20 protein-coding genes are annotated in these 18,814 nt (G+C 53.6%); 13 read left to right on the top strand and 7 right to left on the bottom strand.

The genetic code is table 11. The annotated features are described in order from the left end of the window. The first annotated feature begins 8 nt into the window (after positions 1–8). The 5 genes from IT971_RS21270 to rho all read left to right on the top strand — a co-directional run bounded on the left by IT971_RS21270 (position 9) and on the right by rho (position 3,762). Positions 9–821 carry an ABC transporter substrate-binding protein gene (locus IT971_RS21270; protein WP_223304927.1) on the top strand — a complete coding sequence of 271 codons (813 nt, stop codon included), beginning with the start codon at positions 9–11 and terminating at the stop codon, positions 819–821. An 88-nt stretch (positions 822–909) separates the two neighbouring features. Then, positions 910–1,185: an LUD domain-containing protein gene (locus tag IT971_RS21265; protein ID WP_223304925.1), complete on the top strand. Its 276-nt coding sequence runs from the start codon at positions 910–912 to the stop codon at positions 1,183–1,185. Further along, positions 1,163–1,810 carry a Smr/MutS family protein gene (locus IT971_RS21260; protein WP_063092272.1) on the top strand — a complete coding sequence of 216 codons (648 nt, stop codon included), beginning with the start codon at positions 1,163–1,165 and terminating at the stop codon, positions 1,808–1,810. The genes IT971_RS21265 and IT971_RS21260 overlap by 23 nt, the downstream gene beginning before the upstream one ends. Beyond that, positions 1,807–2,166, top strand: a complete 360-nt coding sequence (locus tag IT971_RS21255) for a helix-turn-helix domain-containing protein (RefSeq protein ID WP_037989003.1) — start codon at positions 1,807–1,809, stop codon at positions 2,164–2,166. Before IT971_RS21260 ends, IT971_RS21255 begins: the two co-directional genes overlap by 4 nt. Positions 2,167–2,499: 333 nt before the next feature. Continuing rightward, positions 2,500–3,762, top strand: coding sequence for a transcription termination factor Rho (gene rho / locus IT971_RS21250; protein WP_007088512.1), 1,263 nt, complete (start codon positions 2,500–2,502; stop codon positions 3,760–3,762). A gap of 257 nt (positions 3,763–4,019) precedes the next feature. On the opposite strand, the gene IT971_RS21245 is transcribed toward rho, so the two are convergent. Continuing rightward, positions 4,020–4,322, bottom strand: coding sequence for a hypothetical protein (locus IT971_RS21245; protein WP_063092273.1), 303 nt, complete (start codon positions 4,320–4,322; stop codon positions 4,020–4,022). A gap of 138 nt (positions 4,323–4,460) precedes the next feature. Between IT971_RS21245 and IT971_RS21240 the strand changes: the two genes are divergently transcribed. Beyond that, positions 4,461–5,012 (top strand): HD domain-containing protein, encoded by a 552-nt coding sequence (locus IT971_RS21240; protein ID WP_007088513.1) that lies wholly within the window; start codon positions 4,461–4,463, stop codon positions 5,010–5,012. Positions 5,013–5,080: 68 nt separating this feature from the next. Here IT971_RS21240 and IT971_RS21235 read toward each other — a convergent pair whose 3' ends face one another. The 3 genes from IT971_RS21235 to IT971_RS21225 all read right to left on the bottom strand — a co-directional run bounded on the left by IT971_RS21235 (position 5,081) and on the right by IT971_RS21225 (position 8,900). Further along, positions 5,081–6,055, bottom strand: a complete 975-nt coding sequence (locus tag IT971_RS21235) for a quinone oxidoreductase (protein WP_063092274.1) — start codon at positions 6,053–6,055, stop codon at positions 5,081–5,083. Between the two features lie 175 nt (positions 6,056–6,230). Then, positions 6,231–6,716, bottom strand: coding sequence for a methylated-DNA--[protein]-cysteine S-methyltransferase (locus tag IT971_RS21230; protein ID WP_063092275.1), 486 nt, complete (start codon positions 6,714–6,716; stop codon positions 6,231–6,233). 132 nt (positions 6,717–6,848) lie between these two features. Continuing rightward, entirely contained in the window at positions 6,849–8,900 is a 2,052-nt protein-coding gene (locus IT971_RS21225) for a thioredoxin domain-containing protein (protein WP_063092276.1), read from the bottom strand. A gap of 293 nt (positions 8,901–9,193) precedes the next feature. Here IT971_RS21225 and IT971_RS21220 point away from each other — a divergent pair, with 293 nt between their 5' ends. The 7 genes from IT971_RS21220 to IT971_RS21190 all read left to right on the top strand — a co-directional run bounded on the left by IT971_RS21220 (position 9,194) and on the right by IT971_RS21190 (position 16,500). After that, the gene (locus tag IT971_RS21220; RefSeq protein ID WP_007088517.1) at positions 9,194–9,454 is read left to right on the top strand and encodes a DUF6489 family protein; all 261 of its coding nucleotides are present in this window, start codon (positions 9,194–9,196) and stop codon (positions 9,452–9,454) included. Between the two features lie 5 nt (positions 9,455–9,459). After that, on the top strand, positions 9,460–9,789 hold the full coding sequence (locus IT971_RS21215; protein ID WP_063092277.1) for a ferredoxin: 330 nt from the start codon (positions 9,460–9,462) through the stop codon (positions 9,787–9,789). 320 nt (positions 9,790–10,109) lie between these two features. Then, a complete protein-coding gene (mnmE, locus tag IT971_RS21210) occupies positions 10,110–11,519 on the top strand; it encodes a tRNA uridine-5-carboxymethylaminomethyl(34) synthesis GTPase MnmE (RefSeq protein ID WP_051682177.1) in 1,410 nt (469 codons plus the stop codon). 145 nt (positions 11,520–11,664) lie between these two features. Then, positions 11,665–13,563, top strand: a complete 1,899-nt coding sequence (gene mnmG, locus IT971_RS21205) for a tRNA uridine-5-carboxymethylaminomethyl(34) synthesis enzyme MnmG (protein WP_063092278.1) — start codon at positions 11,665–11,667, stop codon at positions 13,561–13,563. A gap of 275 nt (positions 13,564–13,838) precedes the next feature. After that, positions 13,839–14,474, top strand: a complete 636-nt coding sequence (rsmG, locus tag IT971_RS21200) for a 16S rRNA (guanine(527)-N(7))-methyltransferase RsmG (RefSeq protein WP_063092279.1) — start codon at positions 13,839–13,841, stop codon at positions 14,472–14,474. Continuing rightward, complete coding sequence (locus IT971_RS21195; protein ID WP_007088522.1) at positions 14,471–15,295, top strand: ParA family protein; 825 nt, start codon at positions 14,471–14,473, stop codon at positions 15,293–15,295. Before rsmG ends, IT971_RS21195 begins: the two co-directional genes overlap by 4 nt. Continuing rightward, positions 15,292–16,500 carry a ParB/RepB/Spo0J family partition protein gene (locus tag IT971_RS21190; RefSeq protein ID WP_063092280.1) on the top strand — a complete coding sequence of 403 codons (1,209 nt, stop codon included), beginning with the start codon at positions 15,292–15,294 and terminating at the stop codon, positions 16,498–16,500. The genes IT971_RS21195 and IT971_RS21190 overlap by 4 nt, the downstream gene beginning before the upstream one ends. 85 nt (positions 16,501–16,585) lie before the next feature. Here IT971_RS21190 and holA read toward each other — a convergent pair whose 3' ends face one another. Genes holA through IT971_RS21175 form a run of 3 tightly spaced genes read right to left on the bottom strand, consistent with a single transcriptional unit; the run spans position 16,586 to position 18,754 of the window. Continuing rightward, the gene (gene holA, locus IT971_RS21185; protein ID WP_063092281.1) at positions 16,586–17,617 is read right to left on the bottom strand and encodes a DNA polymerase III subunit delta; all 1,032 of its coding nucleotides are present in this window, start codon (positions 17,615–17,617) and stop codon (positions 16,586–16,588) included. A 13-nt stretch (positions 17,618–17,630) separates the two neighbouring features. Further along, entirely contained in the window at positions 17,631–18,140 is a 510-nt protein-coding gene (locus IT971_RS21180) for an LPS assembly lipoprotein LptE (protein ID WP_063092282.1), read from the bottom strand. Then, the gene (locus IT971_RS21175) at positions 18,137–18,754 is read right to left on the bottom strand and encodes a hypothetical protein (RefSeq protein ID WP_063092283.1); all 618 of its coding nucleotides are present in this window, start codon (positions 18,752–18,754) and stop codon (positions 18,137–18,139) included. Before IT971_RS21175 ends, IT971_RS21180 begins: the two co-directional genes overlap by 4 nt. Between the last annotated feature and the right edge of the window lie 60 nt (positions 18,755–18,814).

Raw genomic sequence — 18,814 nt, 5'->3', positions numbered from 1 at the left:
AATATCAATTGGGTGACCAATCCCCGATCCAGTTGCAGCAAACAGACACCCTCATCGATGGCGAACTTGCCTATACCATTCATGCGTCTGAGGGCGGTCGTGATAAAGTCCGTCCCGAACCGGGCTATTTTGATGATCTTGTCACGACTCTGTTTAACGATGCTGGTCTGCCCTATGTCATTGCGGCGCAAGCACCCTGGAAGCGGGTTATGGAACAGGCGGTGCAGGGCACCCGGCATGTAATCTATCCGACAACTCGAACCGCGGATCGCGAAGACAGCTTCAAATGGGTTGGGCCGATCAGTCGCACCATCTGGAACCTTTATGGTTACGCCGGTGCCAAATGGCAGGATATGAGCTTTGATAACATCCTGTCCTCGGCACGGATCGGCGTTTTGTTGGGATCGGCGCGTGAACCCTATTTACGTAAACGCGGCGCACAACAGCTTGTTCTGGTTCCACGCGAAGAGCTTTTACTGCCTATGTTACATGCTGATCGTGTGGATCTGATTGCAATTGGTGGTTCGGTTCTGCGCCAATATCGCGACATTGTCGATCCCAGTGCTCAGCAACGCGATATTGACGGGATTTTACCATATCGCAGTTGTTTTCTTTATATTGCCATCAGCAATGCGGCCCCGATTGACGAGATCAAAAAACTTCAGAACTCTCTCGATAAGATTAAGCAAAGTGGCCAATTCATTAATTTACGTGAGAGACATGGCTTGTCTTCGAATACCGACAGTGCGTTTCTGCGAGCAATGTTGAACCTCGACAATAACGGTGTTGCCTGTCTTGATCTTTTCGGGCGGGATGATTGATACGGTTTATGAACATTCGCACATGTAGTGATCATCAGGCTTTGGACCCACCATTGTTCGGTTTATGGCGCGGTTGGCGGTCATGCCTATGGCTTGGTTTACTCTGGGCCGATATGCCTTTACGCTCAATATGCTTCCCGACACCCGTATTGTCGTTTTAAAAGTCAGCGACATCGTCGGAACTTACGAAGAAGTATGGGCACGGTTGCGCGAATGGGAAGGAAACGGCAATATGCCGCGAACATTCCTTTGGGTGACAGGCCCGTCGCGAACAGGCGATATCGAACAGACGATACAGCTAGGCGCGCACGGACCGCGCCGTTTGCATATCGTTCTGGTGGATGACACAAAAGAAAACCCATAAAAGACGGCGCTCCGTCAGCGACGAAGAAAAGGCCCTTTGGGAAATTTTCACGCGTGATGTCAAACCCCTGCATTCCAAACAGCGCAAGGGCAGCGACGCCGTGTTCGAACTGGACGAAGATCATCCCAAAAGCGATACGGCGATGCCGCTTCCTGATGACCTGCAAGGCGAAATCAAGAAGGCCGAAGAAGTCCGGGCTGCGCGCAATCTGCCATCTGCACGCAATGCTGATCGAGGCCCGCAGATAAAGAATCGCGCCTTGGCCGAACTTGAACCCGGTGTCACCGATAACATTGATAAGTCGACGGCCAAAAAATTCCAGAAAGGCCAGATGTCAATCGACGGACGTATCGATCTGCACGGCATGACCCAGGATGTCGCCCACCATGCACTGAATGCTTTTATCGAAGACAGCTGGCGGGCCGGAAAACGTTGTGTTCTGGTGATTACGGGCAAAGGATCGCGTGCTGATGAATATGGCCGCACCGGTCTTTTGCGCCAACGCACCCCGCAATGGCTAAGCGCGCCAAGGCTCCGCACCCGTATTCTTGCCATCAGCGAAGCCCGTATCCAGCACGGCGGATCGGGCGCTTTTTATGTTCTGCTGAAACGGAGACGCCCGTGACACCCTTTGGCAATCGTATTCGCGAATTACGGGCGCGGCATAATGTCACCCTGACCGATATGGCAAACGCCTTGCAGCTCTCGCCAGCATACCTTTCCGCGCTTGAACATGGCCATCGTGGCCGGCCAAGCCCGGGTCTGGTGCAGCAAATCTGCGGCTATTTCAATCTGGTCTGGGATGAAGTTGACGAAATCAAACGCCTGGCACAGCTTTCTCATCCCAAGGTAACGGTAGATACCGCCGGGCTTGAGCCAGAGGCAACCGAACTTGCCAATCTTCTGTCGGAACGGATTGCCGGTTTAAGCGATGATCAGCTTGCCCGTATGCTGGCGATAGTCCGCGAACGGGTTGGTTGACCAGACAGATGCACGAAGGTTCGCCAGTTGGTTGAAGAATATCTTTCGCCGGTTTAGCTTGGGCAGGCGATGGCATGGCAGTTCTGCAACAGGTGCACGTGATATTGCCTTAATGGCTTGAAACACGGTTTGACTATTGGTTCAATCGGCGTTATCAATCTGTGGTGTTTTACACCCGAAACATGAAACAGTCCTGTCTGCTTCACAACTACAAGGTTCTGACCGGTCCGCAGAAACTATGATCTGCCTGATCGTCAACCGTATTCCTCTCTATATCTCCTCTCCTTTCAATCATCGCCTTTCCCGGCAATCACAAGATCATTAAACGCACATATGCATCTTCAGGAACTCAAAAAGAAATCCCCGACGGAGCTTCTTGCCCTGTCCGAGGAACTCGAAATCGAAAACGCCAGCACGCTCCGTAAACAGGAGCTGATGTTTGCCATTCTCAAACAGCTGGCCGAAAACGATCATGCCATTTTCGGCGAAGGCGTGTTGGAGGTTCTGCCAGACGGCTTTGGCTTCCTGCGCAGTCCCGAGGCAAACTATCTTGCCGGTCCGGACGATATCTATGTCTCGCCGAGCCAGGTTAGGCGCTTTGGTCTGCGCACGGGCGATACGGTTGAAGGCCAGATTCGTTCGCCCAAGGAGGGCGAGCGTTATTTCGCGCTGCTCAAGGTCGACAAGGTCAACTTTGATGCGCCCGAAAAAGTCCGCCATCGCATCAATTTCGATAACCTGACCCCGCTTTACCCGGACGAACCGCTCAAGATGGAGCGCCACCTTGATCAGGAAGGCAACAAGGACATCACGAACCGTGTGATTGAACTTGTTTCCCCTCTTGGTAAAGGTCAGCGTGCCCTGATCGTCGCACCGCCGCGCACAGGTAAAACCGTGATGCTGCAAAACATTGCGCACGCGATTGAGGAAAACCACCCGGAAGCCTATCTGATCGTTCTTCTGATTGATGAACGCCCGGAAGAAGTGACCGACATGGACCGTTCCGTGAAGGGCGAGGTCATCAGTTCGACCTTCGACGAACCCGCACAGCGTCACGTCCAGGTCACTGAAATGGTTCTGGAAAAGGCAAAACGCTTGGTTGAGCACAAGCACGATGTCGTCATCCTGCTGGACTCCATCACTCGTCTTGCACGTGCTTACAACACTGTCGTTCCAAGCTCCGGCAAGGTTCTGACCGGTGGTGTCGATGCCAACGCCCTGCAGCGTCCGAAACGCTTTTTCGGTGCGGCACGTAACATAGAAGAAGGCGGTTCGCTGACCATCATCGCAACTGCCCTGATTGATACCGGTTCGCGCATGGACGAGGTCATCTTTGAAGAATTCAAAGGTACTGGTAACTCCGAGCTTATTCTGGATCGCAAACTGTCCGACAAACGTATCTTCCCGGCGATCGATATTCTTAAATCGGGTACCCGTAAGGAAGAACTGCTGGTCGAAAAAAGCGCGCTCTCCAAAATGTGGGTTCTGCGCCGTATCCTCAACCCGATGGGGCCGCAGGATGCGATGGAATTCCTGCTCGGTAAGCTCAAATCGACCAAAAACAACGACGATTTCTTCGATTCAATGAATGGCTGATCGCCGTTCGATCCTGTAATCGACCCGTCATGGAAAACCCCCGGCAATCTGTCGGGGGTTTTTGTTTGCCGGCAGGAGGTATCCGACAGGTTTATGAGTGCGGTAGATCACTGTGATCTACTTCGCTTGAACAGTGACAGGTTGCCTTTGCGCGATGAATATATCTGTGCTGTGCGGGCCGCCGAATGGCAGGCACTCGCCGGAACCGGGCCTGATCTGCAACCTTGCGGGATGTTTCATGTGAAACACTTCGCTATTCAGGTCATTGCCAATGTTAGTTCGGCATTGTGACCGTCAAGTTTCTGCCGGATCAGTTTGCTATCACCCGGTTCGACATGCAGCTTTCCATTACCAAAATGAAGCCCGATATGATGTACCCCGTATCGAAGGGTGATTGTCAGCTCATCAGCAGCGACGATTGCGCAATCCATTTGGTTATTGGCGGCCAGATGATGGGGCGGGGCCGATTTCCAGCCGGTTTGCGGTGCCAGACTGGTTAAATGCAGAGGTTCGGTGCTGGTATTTTGCAAGGTTAGTTTAAGATTCATTTCCTCGGGCATGTCTCGCTTATCTCCTTGATTTTGGCTCTTTCCTGTATGTGGGGCATAGATTTTTGATGTCGATAGCCATCAATGCTTGCAGTAGCCGCAATCAAATGTGACTCTGGTCTCGTTCTTCCACTACTTTTTTCAAGGCTGATGCAGCTTTTACTGAAATCCGTCGATTTTGCCGCCCGCGCGCATCGTGACCAGCGCCGCAAAGGCCCGGCCCATGAACCCTACATCAATCACCCGATCGAGGTATCGCGCCTGATCATCGAGTGCGAACCGCATACGGATGAATACGTGCTCTGTGCTGCGGTCCTGCATGATGTGATCGAGGATTGCGGGGCGACTCGCGATGAAATTGCCGCTTGTTTCAATGAAATGATCGCCGATATCGTCCTTGAAGTCAGCGATGACAAGGCGCTGCCGCGCGATGAGCGCAAAGCCCGCCAGATCGAAACCGCCCCGCATCTTAGTAACGGGGCTAAACTGGTCCGTCTGGCCGATAAGGTCGCCAATGTTGGCGCGATGTTGACCGATACCCCGGTTGGCTGGGACCGAGAACAGATTCTGCGCTATGTCGATTGGGCCGAAGCTGTCATTGCTCCGTGCCGTGCGGTTAGTTCCGGCCTGTCGGATCGTTTCGATGCTATCGCGCGCGATGTTCGTGCCTGGCACACGGAAAAGGAAGAGGCGGGGGTTTAACCCTGCCTCTTCCCATTCCTTTCATTTCCGCAAAGGCGTGAATCGATGTTTTTCAATGCGATAAAGTCTTAGGGTTTCAGTATGACCGAGCCCGTTGTTTTGCGGCCTTCAAGGTCGTCATGTGCGTGTTTGGCATCCGCAAGGTCATATGTCGCGCCGATATCAATCTTCACCACACCAGATTTCAGCACGTCAAATAGCTCGTTCGCGGTTGCCAGAAGCTCTTCGCGAGTGGCGGTATATTGAAAGACGCTCGGACGGGTCAGGAAATAGGCTCCGGGTGCGAGAGCTTTAAGCGGGACGGGTGGGACAGCGCCTGATGACTGGCCGAAACTGACCATCATGCCAAGACGTTTCAGGCAATCCAGCGAGTCGTCAAAGGTATCCTTACCGACGGAATCATAAACAACTTCAACGCCTTGGCCGTTGGTGATCTCTTTGACACGCTCGGATACCTTTTCCTCGCGATAAAGGATCGGATAATCGCAGCCCTTGGATTTGGCGATCTCGGCTTTTTCCTTCGATCCGACGGTACCGATTACGGTGGCACCCAGATGTTTGGCCCACTGGCAAACAATCTGGCCAACCCCGCCTGCAGCCGCATGGATAAGGATCGTATCGCCTTTTTTGACGTGATAGGTTCGGCGCAAAAGATACTGAGCGGTCATGCCCTGCAACATTGCGGCTGCTGCAAGATCAAAGCTGATTCCGTCCGGGATTTTAACCAAACCCTTGGCCGGCATTACACGTGCCTCGGCATAGGCACCCAGCGGTTGTGCGGCATAGGCAACCCGATCACCAACTGCAAGGTCGGTTACGCCGTCACCAACCGCCTCGATCACGCCCGAACCTTCAAGCCCAAGGCCCGATGGCAGGGACGGGGCCGGATAAACCCCGGAACGGAAATAGATATCGATATAGTTCAGTCCGATGGCTTCCTGTCGCAGGCGAACTTCACCGGTACCTGGTGCACCAACCTCGACATCTTCAAAACGCAGGACATCGCTGCCGCCGGTTTCATAAAATCGGAAAGCTTTGGTCATGGAGACCTCCCGTTAATGCGCCATTTTGGCGCTTGTCTGATCAATGGACCAAGTCTATGTCAGAAAACGGCATTTTGCTATCCGGCAGGTTTGGTTTTGTCCGTTCGGACGGAGGTTAAAAGACGGTATTTCATCTGATGGAATGCCAGACAAAATTGGCTGATAGCTGCTTTGTTCAGAACAGGTTGCCCTGATCGCTTGGGATAACCAGATCGACGCCTTCGATTTTCAAAAGCGCGCGTTTGGTTTCAAGTCCGCCATCGCCGGAATAACCGCCCGGTTTGCCGCCGCTCGCCAGAACACGGTGGCATGGAATGATTATGGGGATTGGATTAAGCCCGCAGGCCGTACCAACAGCCTGATAGGCCATTGGTGCCCCGGCTGCAATCGCCAGATCCTTATAGGTCGCGGTTTTGCCCAGCGGGATTTTGCACATCGCCTCCCATACAGCCTTGTGGAAATCGGTGCCATCGGGCGCCAGCGGCAGGTTGAAGGCATCAAGCTTGCCATCGAAATAGGCATTGAGCTGCGCTTTGGCATCGCTCAGGACCGGACTCGGTTCCATATCCTCGACAAAGCCCCAATCGACGGCGACGATCTGATCGTCGAATTCGAAAATTGTAATCGCCCCGACCGGGCTGTTCATCGAAATCTGCGGCATGGTCGAAATCCTGCGGCTTGTGGGAAGGGGTAAAAGGCATAATTAATTTTTGGATGCCGGAGGAGGAGGCCAACCATCGGATGTTTCACGTGAAACATCCGAGTTGAGCAGGCATCGTATCAGCGGCTCTTCTTATGTCGACTTATTTGGTAAATTGGCAAGCAGCTTGGCAAGGTCGGCGACATTAGTAACCGGGGCGGAACAGACCGACCCCTGACAGACATAGGCTGTCTCATGTCCGTCAATCGCGGTTTTTCCCTTGGCTGGGTGCAGGTCGGGCAGGGCATCGGTGTCGGCCAGAATGGTGATCGCACGGTTTGGCAGATAGGCGGCAAAGATGGCGCGCCGCATTTCCATGTACATCTGGCTGGGTTCCTTGGCGATCAGCACGATCTGAAGCGGATTTTGCAGCATTTCGGCTGCCAGAAGAAGGCCAGGCATGTTGGGAAATTGTTCGTTTAATCGCCCGGCAAAGGCGGCAATGGTGATTTCCGCCCGGTCGCGATATTTGGTATCGCCGGTCAGTGCATAAAGCCGCGCCAGATTTTGTGCCATGACCGAATTTCCGGCCGGAACCGCATTATCCATATGCGGTTTCTGGCGCACAACCAGATCATCGGCATCAGATGCCGATTGGAAATAACCACCTTTGGTGTCGGCAAACAGGTTTTCGACTGCTTCGCACCATTCGGTGGCTTCGCGAAGGTATGCATCCTCGCCAAAGCATTCATAAAGCCGCAAAGCCGTGCGGATCATGTGCGCGTAATCTTCGAGCATCCCGGCATGCTGTGCCTTGCCATTGCGATAACTATGCAGGAAGCGCCGGTCATTGCTTTCGCCAGTCATCAGGCTGTTGATCACAAAATTATAGGCAAGCTTCGCATAATCAAGCCAGTCTGCGCGCTTGAACACCATTGCGGCTTCAGCCAAAGCTGCAATGGTCATTGCGTTCCAGTCGGTCAGAGCCTTGTCATCCCATCCCGGCCATATGCGCTTGTTACGCACTGCCAAAAGCTTTGTCCGTATTTCCGAAAGTTTCTTTTCCGTCGTCCGGTCCGCAAGGCCAAGGCCCGATTGCGTGCGGTTCAGGATATTTTTATGTTCCCAGTTGCCCGAGGGACCGACGTCATAGATATCCTTGAACAGGGCGGCATCATTGCCAAGAATGGCGTTAATTTCGGCTTCGTCCCAGACATAGAACTTGCCTTCTACACCCTCGCTGTCGGCATCAAGGCTGGCGGCAAAGGCTCCGCCGGGGACTCGCATATCGCGCAGGATCCAGTCGATGGTTTCGGAAATGCGGGTTTCATAAAGCGGGTTGCCGGTTTCACGCCAGACATCACACAGAAGATCAATCAGCTGCGCATTATCATACAGCATCTTTTCAAAATGCGGCACCAGCCATTGGTCATCGACGGCATAACGGGCAAAACCGCCACCGACATGGTCATAAATCCCGCCCTGGCACATGCGATCAAGGCTGTGGCGGACGATGTGTTTAAGATCGGTATCGTTGGTGCGAACTCCGACACGCCATATAAGGGCCAGAAGGCTTGGTTGCGGGAATTTTGGCGCACCATTTGTGCCGCCATTTTCGCCGTCCATGATCTGTAAGCAGCCATGCCCGCACTGATCAATCATTGCGAGCGACGGCATCGAACCAGTTGCACCGCTATTCATTTTAATCAGCGCCTGACCGATCTGTGCAACGTTATGGCGGATGTTATCGGGCTGTTGGGTATAGATTTCTGAAACCGACTTCAAAACATCGCCAAATCCCGGGCGGCCATACCGTGCCTCCTTGGGGAAATAGGTCCCACCCCAGAACGGTTCGCCATCCGGCGTCAGGAACATGGTCAACGGCCATCCGCCCTGCTGACCCAGCAATGCCAGCGCATTCTGATAGACACTATCAAGATCGGGGCGTTCCTCGCGGTCGAGCTTAATATTCACAAACAGCTCGTTCATCAGTGCCGCGATACCATCATCCTCGAAACTTTCATGTGCCATAACATGGCACCAGTGACACGCCGCATAGCCAACCGATAGCAGAACAGGCTTGTTTGCCCCCTTGGCCGCGGCAAGAACCTCGGTACTCCAGGGTTGCCAATGCACCGGATTATCACGGTGCTGCAAAAGATAGGGGCTGGTTTCCGAACCAAGGTTGTTCTGCGCAAGTTTCATGGCATCGTGTCCTGTGCCCGTCCGGATTTCCTGTAAAGGTGGCGGGCTTTTTATGGTTTGCGGGAAGGGCAGTGTTCCATCCCATTGCTGACATTCATTCTATGGATGTAAGGGTAAAGCCCCTGAAGCGAAAGACAAGGGGGGTAAAGGGATTGGATTAGCAATATATTGCGATTTTATCGGCTTTTAACTGATTGGAAGTGCTCTGAGGTCGATAGTGATTGAGAACTTCGCACGGACGTCCATAATGGACCCAATAAAAAGCAGAAGATCAAACAGAGGAGATCAGGGCGATGAAAGTTTCCGTGGATATCGATTGCACGCCGGAAGAACTGCGCACCTTTTTTGGTCTGCCCGATGTGCAGCCCATGCAGCAGGCCTTGATGAAAGATATAGAGGACCGGATGAAAGCCAATCTTGCGGCGATGGATCCCGAAACCATGCTCAATACCTGGCTGCCGCAGGGCATGCAGAACTGGGAACAGCTTCAGAAAGCCTTCTGGAGCCAGTTTAACGCTGCCGGAAACACCACTGGCAAGAACACCAAGGACTGACTAGCTTGACGACCGAGGCACATTTTTATCAGGCGCATGTTTTCGTGTGCCAGAACGAGCGCCCCGCGACGCACGAACGCGGATGCTGCAATTCCAAGGGTGCTACGAAGCTTCGCAATTACATGAAGGTTCGCGCCAAGGAACTGGGTCTGCCAATGACTCGTATCAATACCGCCGGATGTCTTGATCGCTGCGAACTGGGGCCGGTGATGGTGATCTATCCCGAAGGCACTTGGTATCGTTACGAGACGATCGAAGATATTGATACCATCCTTAATGACCATCTGGTCGGGGGAAAGGTGGTTGAACGGCTGCGCCTAAGCCCGGATCAATAAACCGGTAAGGAGCGATGCGCGGCATCATCATTAGGACAATCACTTCAAACGGCTCCGACAGGGGCCGTTTTGTGTTTTCCGGCAACGAGAACGGTGACAAGTTGGTGCCGTTTCCAAAGATCTGTAAATCAAACTGGAAACCGATTTCCGCGAGGATCATGTGGTGGTCAGAAAGCTGATGATATGCCGCTTTCAGCTATCTTGTGCAGCCTTAAAGCCCTGTTTGTAATTGCAGCTATATGTTGACCTTCGCGGAATGCTGACCGATATGGACAGCCAGCAACATTTTTCTTCAGATGGCGTGACGGATAGCAGAACGGATGACGATTAACGTGACCGACAGTGGAACCCCGATCCGAGTGGGCCAGACAGACACCATATTTGCCCTTTCCAGCGGCGCTGGGCGGGCCGGGGTGGCGGTTATCCGGCTATCCGGGTCAATGGCTGGGGCGACATTGTGCGCGCTTCTGGGCCGCGACAGCCTGCCAAAACCACGTCATGCGATCTATGCGCCGATCCATGATCCGAAAACGAACGAGCGACTTGATGATGCGGTAGCGATCTATTTTGCAGGTCCGGCCAGCTTTACAGGCGAGGATGTCGTCGAGCTTCATACTCATGGCGGGCGTGCGGTAATCGACGGTGTTCTTGATTGCTTGGCCGCTCGACCGGGCCTGCGTATCGCCGAACCGGGGGAATATACCAGACGTGCCTTCGAAAATGGCAAAATGGACCTGACCGCGGCCGAGGGCATTGCCGATCTGATTGATGCCGAAACTGCGGCCCAACGCAGGCAGGCCGTGCGCCAGATGGCAGGCGAATTGGGCGCCCTTTACGAAAACTGGCGCGCGCGTTTAATGAAGGCATTGGCCTACATCGAGGCGGATATCGATTTTCCGGACGAAGATTTGCCTGGTGGTATTGTGCCGGTGGTGCGTGGTGATTTGTCATCCGTTCACGGCGAGATGGATAAACATCTCGCCGACAACCGGCGCGGCGAACGGTTGCGCGAAGGTTTCCAGATCGTGATTCTCGGTGCGCCTAATGCCGGTAAATCAAGCCTTCTGAACCGGCTGGCAAGGCGTGAGGCGGCGATTGTGTCCGAGATCGCTGGAACCACGCGCGATATGATCGAAGTCCATCTTGATCTTGGTGGTTTTCCCGTCACCATGGTGGATACTGCGGGCCTTCGCGAAAGTGGCGATGTGATCGAAACCGAGGGTGTTCGCCGTGCAACCGCCCGCGCGGAGGATGCGGATTTGCGGCTTGTTGTGGTGGATCGTTCCGACTGGCCCCACATCGACGCAGAGGCTGCGCGCCTGATTGATGCCAATACGATCCTTCTGGTCAATAAGGTGGATGGTGTGGATGTTGGCGATATCCCGACAGTCTGGTCTGGAAAATCGGCAATAGGGGATCGGCTTGAGCTGCCCGTTTTGCCCATATCGGCCATGACCGGGCAGGGGATGGAAAGCCTCTTGCAACTGCTGGAGACTCGCGTAAAAGAAGGGCTCGATTTTGCGGGACCAGTTCCCCTGACACGGCTGCGGCACCGCCAGGCACTTGAGCGTGCCAGTGATCATCTGGATCGCGGATTGCAGACCGATATTGCCGAATTGGCGGCCGAGGATGTTCGCCTTGCCGTGCGTGAAATCGGTAAAATCACCGGACGCGTCGATGTGGAAGACCTGCTTGATATTATCTTCGGCGACTTCTGTATCGGCAAATAAGATTATCAGAAATTGTTTCACGTGAAACATCGGCCATTTCGATGACACGTGGTTTTGAATTAAGACCTGAATAAGACTCGCAAGCTGTGTTGCATTGAGCAGATGTCATGGCTTGGCGTAGTCAAGGAATTCAACGAGGAATTCGATGTCGGATAACCGATTTGATGTGATTGTTGTTGGCGGGGGCCATGCCGGGTGCGAGGCTGCGGCTGCGGCTGCGCGCATGGGAGCGAAAACCGCACTGGTCACACACCGTGCTGATCGTATCGGAGAAATGTCTTGCAACCCGGCTATTGGCGGGCTTGGCAAGGGGCATATGGTTCGCGAGGTCGACGCGCTTGACGGTGTGATGGGTCGTGCGATTGACCGCGCTGGGATCCAATTCCGAATGCTGAACCGTTCCAAGGGACCGGCTGTGCGCGGCCCACGCGCGCAGGCTGATCGGAAGCTGTATCGCGAAGCGGTGCAGGATATTCTGGCCAATCAGGAAAACCTGACGATCATCGAAGGCGCGGTTCACGACCTTAAAATTACCGAGGGCGATGACAGCCGCGTGACCGGTGTGATCACCGAAGACGGGCGCGAATATGATGCCGGTGCGGTGGTTCTGACAACGGGAACATTCCTGCGTGGTCTTATTCACATTGGCGAAAAAACCACTCCGGCCGGGCGTATCGGTGATGCGCCAGCACTTGGTCTTTCGGAAACTTTGGAAAAATTCGGCTTCCGTTTGGGGCGTTTGAAAACCGGCACCCCGGCACGGCTTGATGGCCGAACGATCGATTGGGCCAGTCTTCAAGAACAGCCGGGTGACAATCCGCCCGATCCGTTTTCCTTCCTGACCCAAGAAATCACCGTACTGCAAATCCCGTGTCACATGACTTGGACAACTGAGGCGACGCACGAAATCATCCGTGCAAACCTGCATCGGGCTCCGATGTATAGTGGCCAGATCAAAAGCAGTGGCCCGCGTTATTGTCCGTCCATCGAAGACAAAGTTGTGCGTTTCGCCGAAAAGAACCAGCACCAGATTTTTCTGGAGCCAGAAGGGCTCGACGATCCGACGGTTTATCCGAACGGCATTTCAACCTCACTTCCCGAAGAAGTTCAGCTTGCGATGCTGGCCACCATTCCGGGTCTCGAGAAGGTCGCGATTTTCCGTCCTGGCTACGCAGTGGAATATGATTTTGTTGATCCGCGCGAGCTGCGCCATACGCTGGAAACCAAGAAAGTCAGTGCACTGTTCTTTGCCGGGCAGATCAATGGCACGACCGGTTACGAAGAGGCTGCCGGGCAGGGACTTGTCGCGGGTGTTAATGCTGCCCTTGTCGCCGGAAGCACAGCAGGGGCGGTTGAGCGCGAATTTGTTCTTGATCGTGCTGACGCCTATATCGGTGTGATGATTGATGATCTGGTGACGCTGGGCACGCGCGAACCTTATCGCATGTTTACCTCACGCGCTGAGTATCGTTTGATGCTTCGTGCGGACAATGCTGACCAGCGTCTGACGGATCGTGGTCTTGACATCGGCTGCGTGGCATCGCATCGCCAGCAGGTTTGGGGTGATAAAAAACTTTCGCTTGAAACAGCCAAACGCACCGTTTCCGATTTGACCGAAACCCCGAATGGTCTGGCGAAGCATGACATCAAAATCAATCAGGATGGTGTGCGGCGCTCGGCGTATGACTTGCTGGCATATCCGGATATTGATTTCGATACCTTGACCCGCGTCTGGCCGCAGCTTTCTGAAATTACCCCGGCGATCCGAGAACAGGTTTCAATCGATGCGCAATATAAAGGCTATCTGGATCGCCAGTCCGCCGATGTTGCGGCCTTCCGTCGGGATGAAGAATTGCGTCTGCCGCGCGATCTTGACTTCGATAGCGTCGGCAGCCTCTCGGCAGAAATCCGTCTGAAACTGAAAGAAATCCAGCCCGAAACTATTGGTGCGGCATCACGCATTCCGGGTGTCACCCCCGCGGCAGTGACCGCCTTGCTTGGGCATATCAAAAGCCACAAGCATAAGGCGATACGCAGCGCCTGATTGGAACTTACGTTGGGTTGTTCATAATTTCGGAAAGGCAGTACATTTTGTATAAGTGTGCTGCCCTTTTTTGATGTGCCGCTGTTTGTCATTGACGATGGGGCTTCATTCACCGCGGGCTTTTTGCACGCGTGATGCTTTTACTTATCGGTAGAATGTTTCACGTGAAACATTTTCGTGTTTTTCCCAAAAATTATTGATTTCGACGCGATAAAACGTGTTTGCTTAAAAAATCAAGTCTGGTGCGAATCATTAACGCGGATTATAACTCGAACATGCAATCCATTTCAGAACCCGTAAAAACATGGTTTGAGACCGATTTGAATGTTTCACGTGAAACATTGGACCGTCTTGGCCTTTATGCTGACCTTGTTGTCAAATGGCAGCCGAGGATCAATATCGTTGGTGCCAGCACGGCTGATGACGTCTGGACACGCCATTTACAGGATTCTGCGCAACTTTGGCCGTATGTGGAAGACGTTGTCCGTGGCGGGAAAATTGTCGATTTCGGTTCCGGGGCAGGGTTCCCAGGGATCGTTTTGGCGATTTTGGGAGCTAATGACGTAATTTTGATGGAATCAAACACCAAGAAAACCGTGTTTCTGCTGGAAGCAGCGCGGGTTTGTGGGGTGTTGGGCCAGATCGAAATTGCCCGCGAGCGTATTGAAGTCGCCAACGCGCGTGAAGCCGACGTGATTACAGCCCGTGCATTTGCGCCATTGCCAAAGCTTCTGGAGCTTGGGCAGCGGCATCTTAAACCGGGCGGGCATTATGTGTTGCTAAAAGGACGTGCCTTTGAGGAAGAGCTGGCCGATGCACGTGCAGCCGGTTGGGTATTCACTGTAACCACCCATGCCAGCCTGGTTGATCCAGAAGGCGTGGTGTTGATTTTGCAAGGAGTTGACCGGTGACCGACGTTATTGATTTGCCGCTTTCAATCTCTTCCGAGGCCGGTCACAGGCCGCGGATCATTGCCGTGGCCAACCAGAAGGGCGGGGTTGGTAAAACCACGACCACGATTAATCTGGCAACTGCGTTGGCGGCTGTGAACCAGCGGGTTTTGATCGTTGATCTTGATCCGCAGGGCAACGCAAGCACCGGTTTGGGCCTGCGTCCGTCTGAGCGCCAGATAAGTTCTTATGACGTGCTGATCAACGGCAATACGCTGGAAGAAGCACGCAAGGCAACTGCTATTCCACGCCTGACGATTGTGCCATCAGGTATGGATCTTTCTGGGGCGGAGATCGAGCTTGTCGATTTTGAACGCCGCGAGATGCAGCTTAAAGAATCGCTCGGTCGGTTGCCGCATGATGTCGATTATGTGCTGATCGATTGCCCGCCGTCACTTGGCTTGCTGACGCTTAATGCGTTGGTTGCCAGTGATGCGGTTCTGGTGCCGCTCCAGTGCGAGTTTTTCGCGCTGGAGGGGATAAGCCATCTGGTACGCACCATTAAGCGGGTGAAAAAGGCTTTTAACCCTGCTCTTGAAATTCAGGGCATTGTTTTGACGATGTATGACAAGCGTAACAACCTGTCAGCACAGGTAGCCAATGACGTACGCGACTATTTTGGTGATGTCGTTTATCGCACGGTGATCCCGCGCAATGTCCGTGTATCAGAGGCGCCAAGCCACGGTACGCCGGTGCTTGTCTATGATATGAAATGTCCGGGGTCGCGGGCATATCTTAATCTTGCAAGCGAAGTTCTGAAACGCGAAGGGGTGAAGGCATGAGTGAGGCAAAAAAACGCGGTTTGGGACGGGGGCTATCGGCCCTGCTGGGCGAGGAAGACGATGATGTCGGTGCAGCGGTTGCTGGTAGCAATGAGGCTGTTGCTCATCCAGGCCCTGGCGGGACCACACAGCTGATTGCCATCACCGATCTGAAGCCATCACCATTCCAGCCGCGCAGCAATTTTGATGACGAGGCGATTGACGATCTGGCGGCATCGATTCGTCAGAAGGGTATTATTCAGCCGATTCTTGTGCGGGCGTCCTCTACAGGTGAAACCACCTATGAAATCATTGCCGGTGAACGTCGCTGGCGGGCTGCACAGCGGGCGCAATTGCACGAAGTGCCGGTTCTGGTACGTGATTTTGACGACAGGGAAACCGCCGAGATTGCCCTGATCGAAAACCTGCAAAGGCAGGATTTGTCGCCACTCGAGGAATCCGAAGGTTATAGCCGCCTGATGAGCGATTTTTCGCATACTCAGGAGGCATTGGCTCAGGCGCTTGGCAAAAGCCGCAGTCATATTGCGAACAGCCTGCGTTTGTTGACGCTTCCTGCACCGATCAAGCAGATGTTGTCGGATCGTGTGCTGAGCCCCGGTCATGCGCGGGCCCTGTTGGGGGCGAATAACGCGGTCGAGCTGGCAAACCAGATCGTCAAGAAGGGGCTAAACGTTCGCCAGACCGAGAAACTGGTGAAAAGTGACGGCGGTAAAACCGCGCGCCAGAAGAAGCCTTCGTCGGGACGCACAAGCGATAAAGATCCAGATACAGTGGCGCTAGAGCATGATCTTAGCAATATGTTGGGGCTGGCAGTAAATATCGATTTTGACGGGGCGGGTGGTAAAATCTCTGTTCGGTATGAAACCCTTGAGCAACTTGACGATATTCTCAAACGTTTGAGTCAGGGACGGTTGGGCGAGTCGGCACCGGTTAATGACGATGATGATCCGCTTGTTCCCGAAGGTGAGGGGAACAACGAATTCGATTCGATGTTTATCGATGATGATCTTCTGACTGACGAGCTCGAATCGATTGCCGACGCGACCGAGATCGCGCTGGATGTCGATGACTCGTTTCTAGACGAGCCAGAAGGCGATATGCCGATTGAGCAGGATGAAGTCGGTGAAGAGGCGCTTGAGACATTGTCGGACGCGAAAGTCCTGAAGAGTAAAGCTCATGGAGCCCTAAGTAATAGCGACGAATAGATTTTTATATCCAATCCGCAACCGATAAGCAGCCCCGTGCGACTCGTTCAGTGGGGCTGCTTATCGGTTGCGGATTGGATAGTCGTTAGCGTCTGCCCTGCTTCTGGCGGGCAACGGCGACCTTGATCATCGCGCGGTGTGCGATGGTTTCGGGGATGGCGAGCCCACTTTTACAATCCTTTTCGGCTTCTAGCAGGATTTGCAGGGCGCGTTGCAGATTTCCCAATGCCCAATTCTGCAGATTGGCGCGAAACTGATCTGCGGCCTTGAAAAACAGGGGGGGACGCAACGATTTCATCGCCTGTTCGGCATTCGTGCCTTGTGCAATCTGGCCTTTGACCAGATGTAGTTTTTGAAAATAGCCGATCATCATGCGAAGTGCGCCAACCGGATTGAGGCCTTCTTCGACCAGGCGGGTCAGGGCGCTATCGAGGCTTGCGACATTGCCCTGGGATACGGCCTGCACGACATCGTCATAATGGCGGGCGGAACTATCCCCGACACAGGACATCGCGTCGGCCAATGTGACCTGACCTTCTTTCAGAGCGTAAAGAGCCAGTTTTTCAAGTTCGCTTCGTGAAATCATCCTGTCAGAGCCCAGGTTACCGACCAGATAGCGTATGGCATCGCGATCAATGCGCAGTTTGTGATCTTCCATGACGGAATTGATCAGGGCTTCGATATCTCGTCCGCTGTCGGCATAGCAGGGCAGTGCCATGCCATTACCGGCTTTCTCGACCGTCTGACGCAGTTTCGATTTGGACGCAAGGCTGCCGGCTTCGATGACGATCAGGGCATCACCGGCGGGATCGGCAAGGAAATCGGCAATGACGGGGGCCTGTGCCTCGCTAATGTCGCGGATTCGGATCACACGGCGCCCGCCACCAAAACTGATGGCGGCGGCTTCATCGCGCAGACGGCTGGCGTCTTCCTTAAGCTGGGCGGTGCCAAGTTCGATTACACGGAATGGATCCTTGAGATCCTCGACCACGGTTTTGGCAAGTCTGACCGCACGTTCTCGTACAAGCCCCTCATCCTCGCCATAGATCAGGACGAGTTGCGCCTTGGCATCGGGAGCGCGAAGGAAATTTTCAACCTGTGCCGCCTTGAGCTTCATTGCGTGATATTACCTAACGTCCGCTGCGCAGGCCAACGGCGACCTGATTGGCAAGCTGTCGGGCAAGATTCCGGGCAGCGTCTGAGCGGGCGGCGGACTCTGCTTCTAGTGAGGCAAAGTCGGAGTCGACAAGGTTGTAAGTTGTTCGGGCGCGAAGCGTGCCTGAACGGAGTATTCTTGAGTCGGAAATTCGAGAAAGTTGGTACTGGGCGCTCAAAATGTAGTCGGCAATAGTTGCTTCATTGTCCTTGGTATAACCGAGTTCGGAAGTTGATTCATCAAGAGTAATATCGAGAGTATATTCCGGCCGAACAGTTTGGCCGCGCGGGGTCAGCGTTTCGACCAGAACGTTACGTGTTATTTGTCCGATTCGGTCTTCCATCATCGATATTTTGACCCTCGCCATATCGACCGCGGTACTGTCACCGCCTTTATCCTCGGCATAAAGAGGGCGGAAGCCGCAAGCGGTGAGGCCGGTCAGGGCAAGCACGGCGATAATCGATAACAGGGTGCGCAACGTCATTCCTCGCTATTTTTTGCGTGATGGTTTTTGCCGAAAGGCGCATGACCAAGACGATACAATAGTTCCGATCCGATCAAAGGGCAAAACAGAGTTAGGTTCGTGATGAAAGAAAGTCTGAGTTCAAGATCTTTAGCTGAGTCGCTGTTATTTGAAAGAGACTTGAAGTCGCTACGCAGGTTCGCAACGGCCGTATTGAAACGACCCTTTGCAAGCTCGTCTACAATTTTGCTTTTCGGCGTATCTCGTAAACTGTGAGCCTGGGCTTCAGGCATAAAGGTAAAGGCCTGCTCGTCTATCGCCAGTTTGGTCCAAACCTGACGCAGCCAGCGCCAATGGCCGATCAGGCTGCTTTGGGTAATATGCAAAGGACGATCAAGTGGCACATCTGCCAGAAGCGTGAGGCACAAGATATCACTGCCTATCTGGGAATGAAGCTTTGCCAGATTGTTTTCGATGATGTCTGTTGAAACCGGTCCTGCATTTTTTGGCTGGCGGGGAAAATCCTTTTGTTCTTCCCAAGCAGGAAGCAGGCCAAGAATTTCGCACGCGATTGCAAGTCGCCCAGCGCGCAGATCATCCCCGTATTGTGATAATGCAGGTCGATGAAGGGCCAAGATAAACCCCCATTCACGTGTCAGCGAATGGGGGTTGTATTGACCTGACACATATATAGG

Origin of the sequence: Thalassospira sp. B30-1 (assembly GCF_015767575.1) — a bacterium.
GTDB lineage: Bacteria > Pseudomonadota > Alphaproteobacteria > Rhodospirillales > Thalassospiraceae > Thalassospira > Thalassospira xiamenensis.
This window is presented reverse-complemented; position numbering and strand designations above follow the sequence as displayed.

Bases quoted from the DNA above. Each gene is read 5' to 3' on its own strand.
- holA (WP_063092281.1), bottom strand. From the start codon at position 17,617: ATGAAGCTCAAGGCGGCACAGGTTGAAAATTTCCTTCGCGCTCCCGAT.
- IT971_RS21220 (WP_007088517.1), top strand. From the start codon at position 9,194: ATGAAAGTTTCCGTGGATATCGATTGCACGCCGGAAGAACTGCGCACC.
- IT971_RS21230 (WP_063092275.1), bottom strand. From the start codon at position 6,716: ATGCCGCAGATTTCGATGAACAGCCCGGTCGGGGCGATTACAATTTTC.
- IT971_RS21180 (WP_063092282.1), bottom strand. From the start codon at position 18,140: ATGACGTTGCGCACCCTGTTATCGATTATCGCCGTGCTTGCCCTGACC.
- mnmE (WP_051682177.1), top strand. From the start codon at position 10,110: ATGACGATTAACGTGACCGACAGTGGAACCCCGATCCGAGTGGGCCAG.
- IT971_RS21240 (WP_007088513.1), top strand. From the start codon at position 4,461: ATGCAGCTTTTACTGAAATCCGTCGATTTTGCCGCCCGCGCGCATCGT.
- IT971_RS21235 (WP_063092274.1), bottom strand. From the start codon at position 6,055: ATGACCAAAGCTTTCCGATTTTATGAAACCGGCGGCAGCGATGTCCTG.
- IT971_RS21225 (WP_063092276.1), bottom strand. From the start codon at position 8,900: ATGAAACTTGCGCAGAACAACCTTGGTTCGGAAACCAGCCCCTATCTT.
- IT971_RS21190 (WP_063092280.1), top strand. From the start codon at position 15,292: ATGAGTGAGGCAAAAAAACGCGGTTTGGGACGGGGGCTATCGGCCCTG.
- rsmG (WP_063092279.1), top strand. From the start codon at position 13,839: ATGCAATCCATTTCAGAACCCGTAAAAACATGGTTTGAGACCGATTTG.
- mnmG (WP_063092278.1), top strand. From the start codon at position 11,665: ATGTCGGATAACCGATTTGATGTGATTGTTGTTGGCGGGGGCCATGCC.
- IT971_RS21260 (WP_063092272.1), top strand. From the start codon at position 1,163: ATGACACAAAAGAAAACCCATAAAAGACGGCGCTCCGTCAGCGACGAA.
- IT971_RS21245 (WP_063092273.1), bottom strand. From the start codon at position 4,322: ATGCCCGAGGAAATGAATCTTAAACTAACCTTGCAAAATACCAGCACC.
- IT971_RS21265 (WP_223304925.1), top strand. From the start codon at position 910: ATGGCTTGGTTTACTCTGGGCCGATATGCCTTTACGCTCAATATGCTT.
- rho (WP_007088512.1), top strand. From the start codon at position 2,500: ATGCATCTTCAGGAACTCAAAAAGAAATCCCCGACGGAGCTTCTTGCC.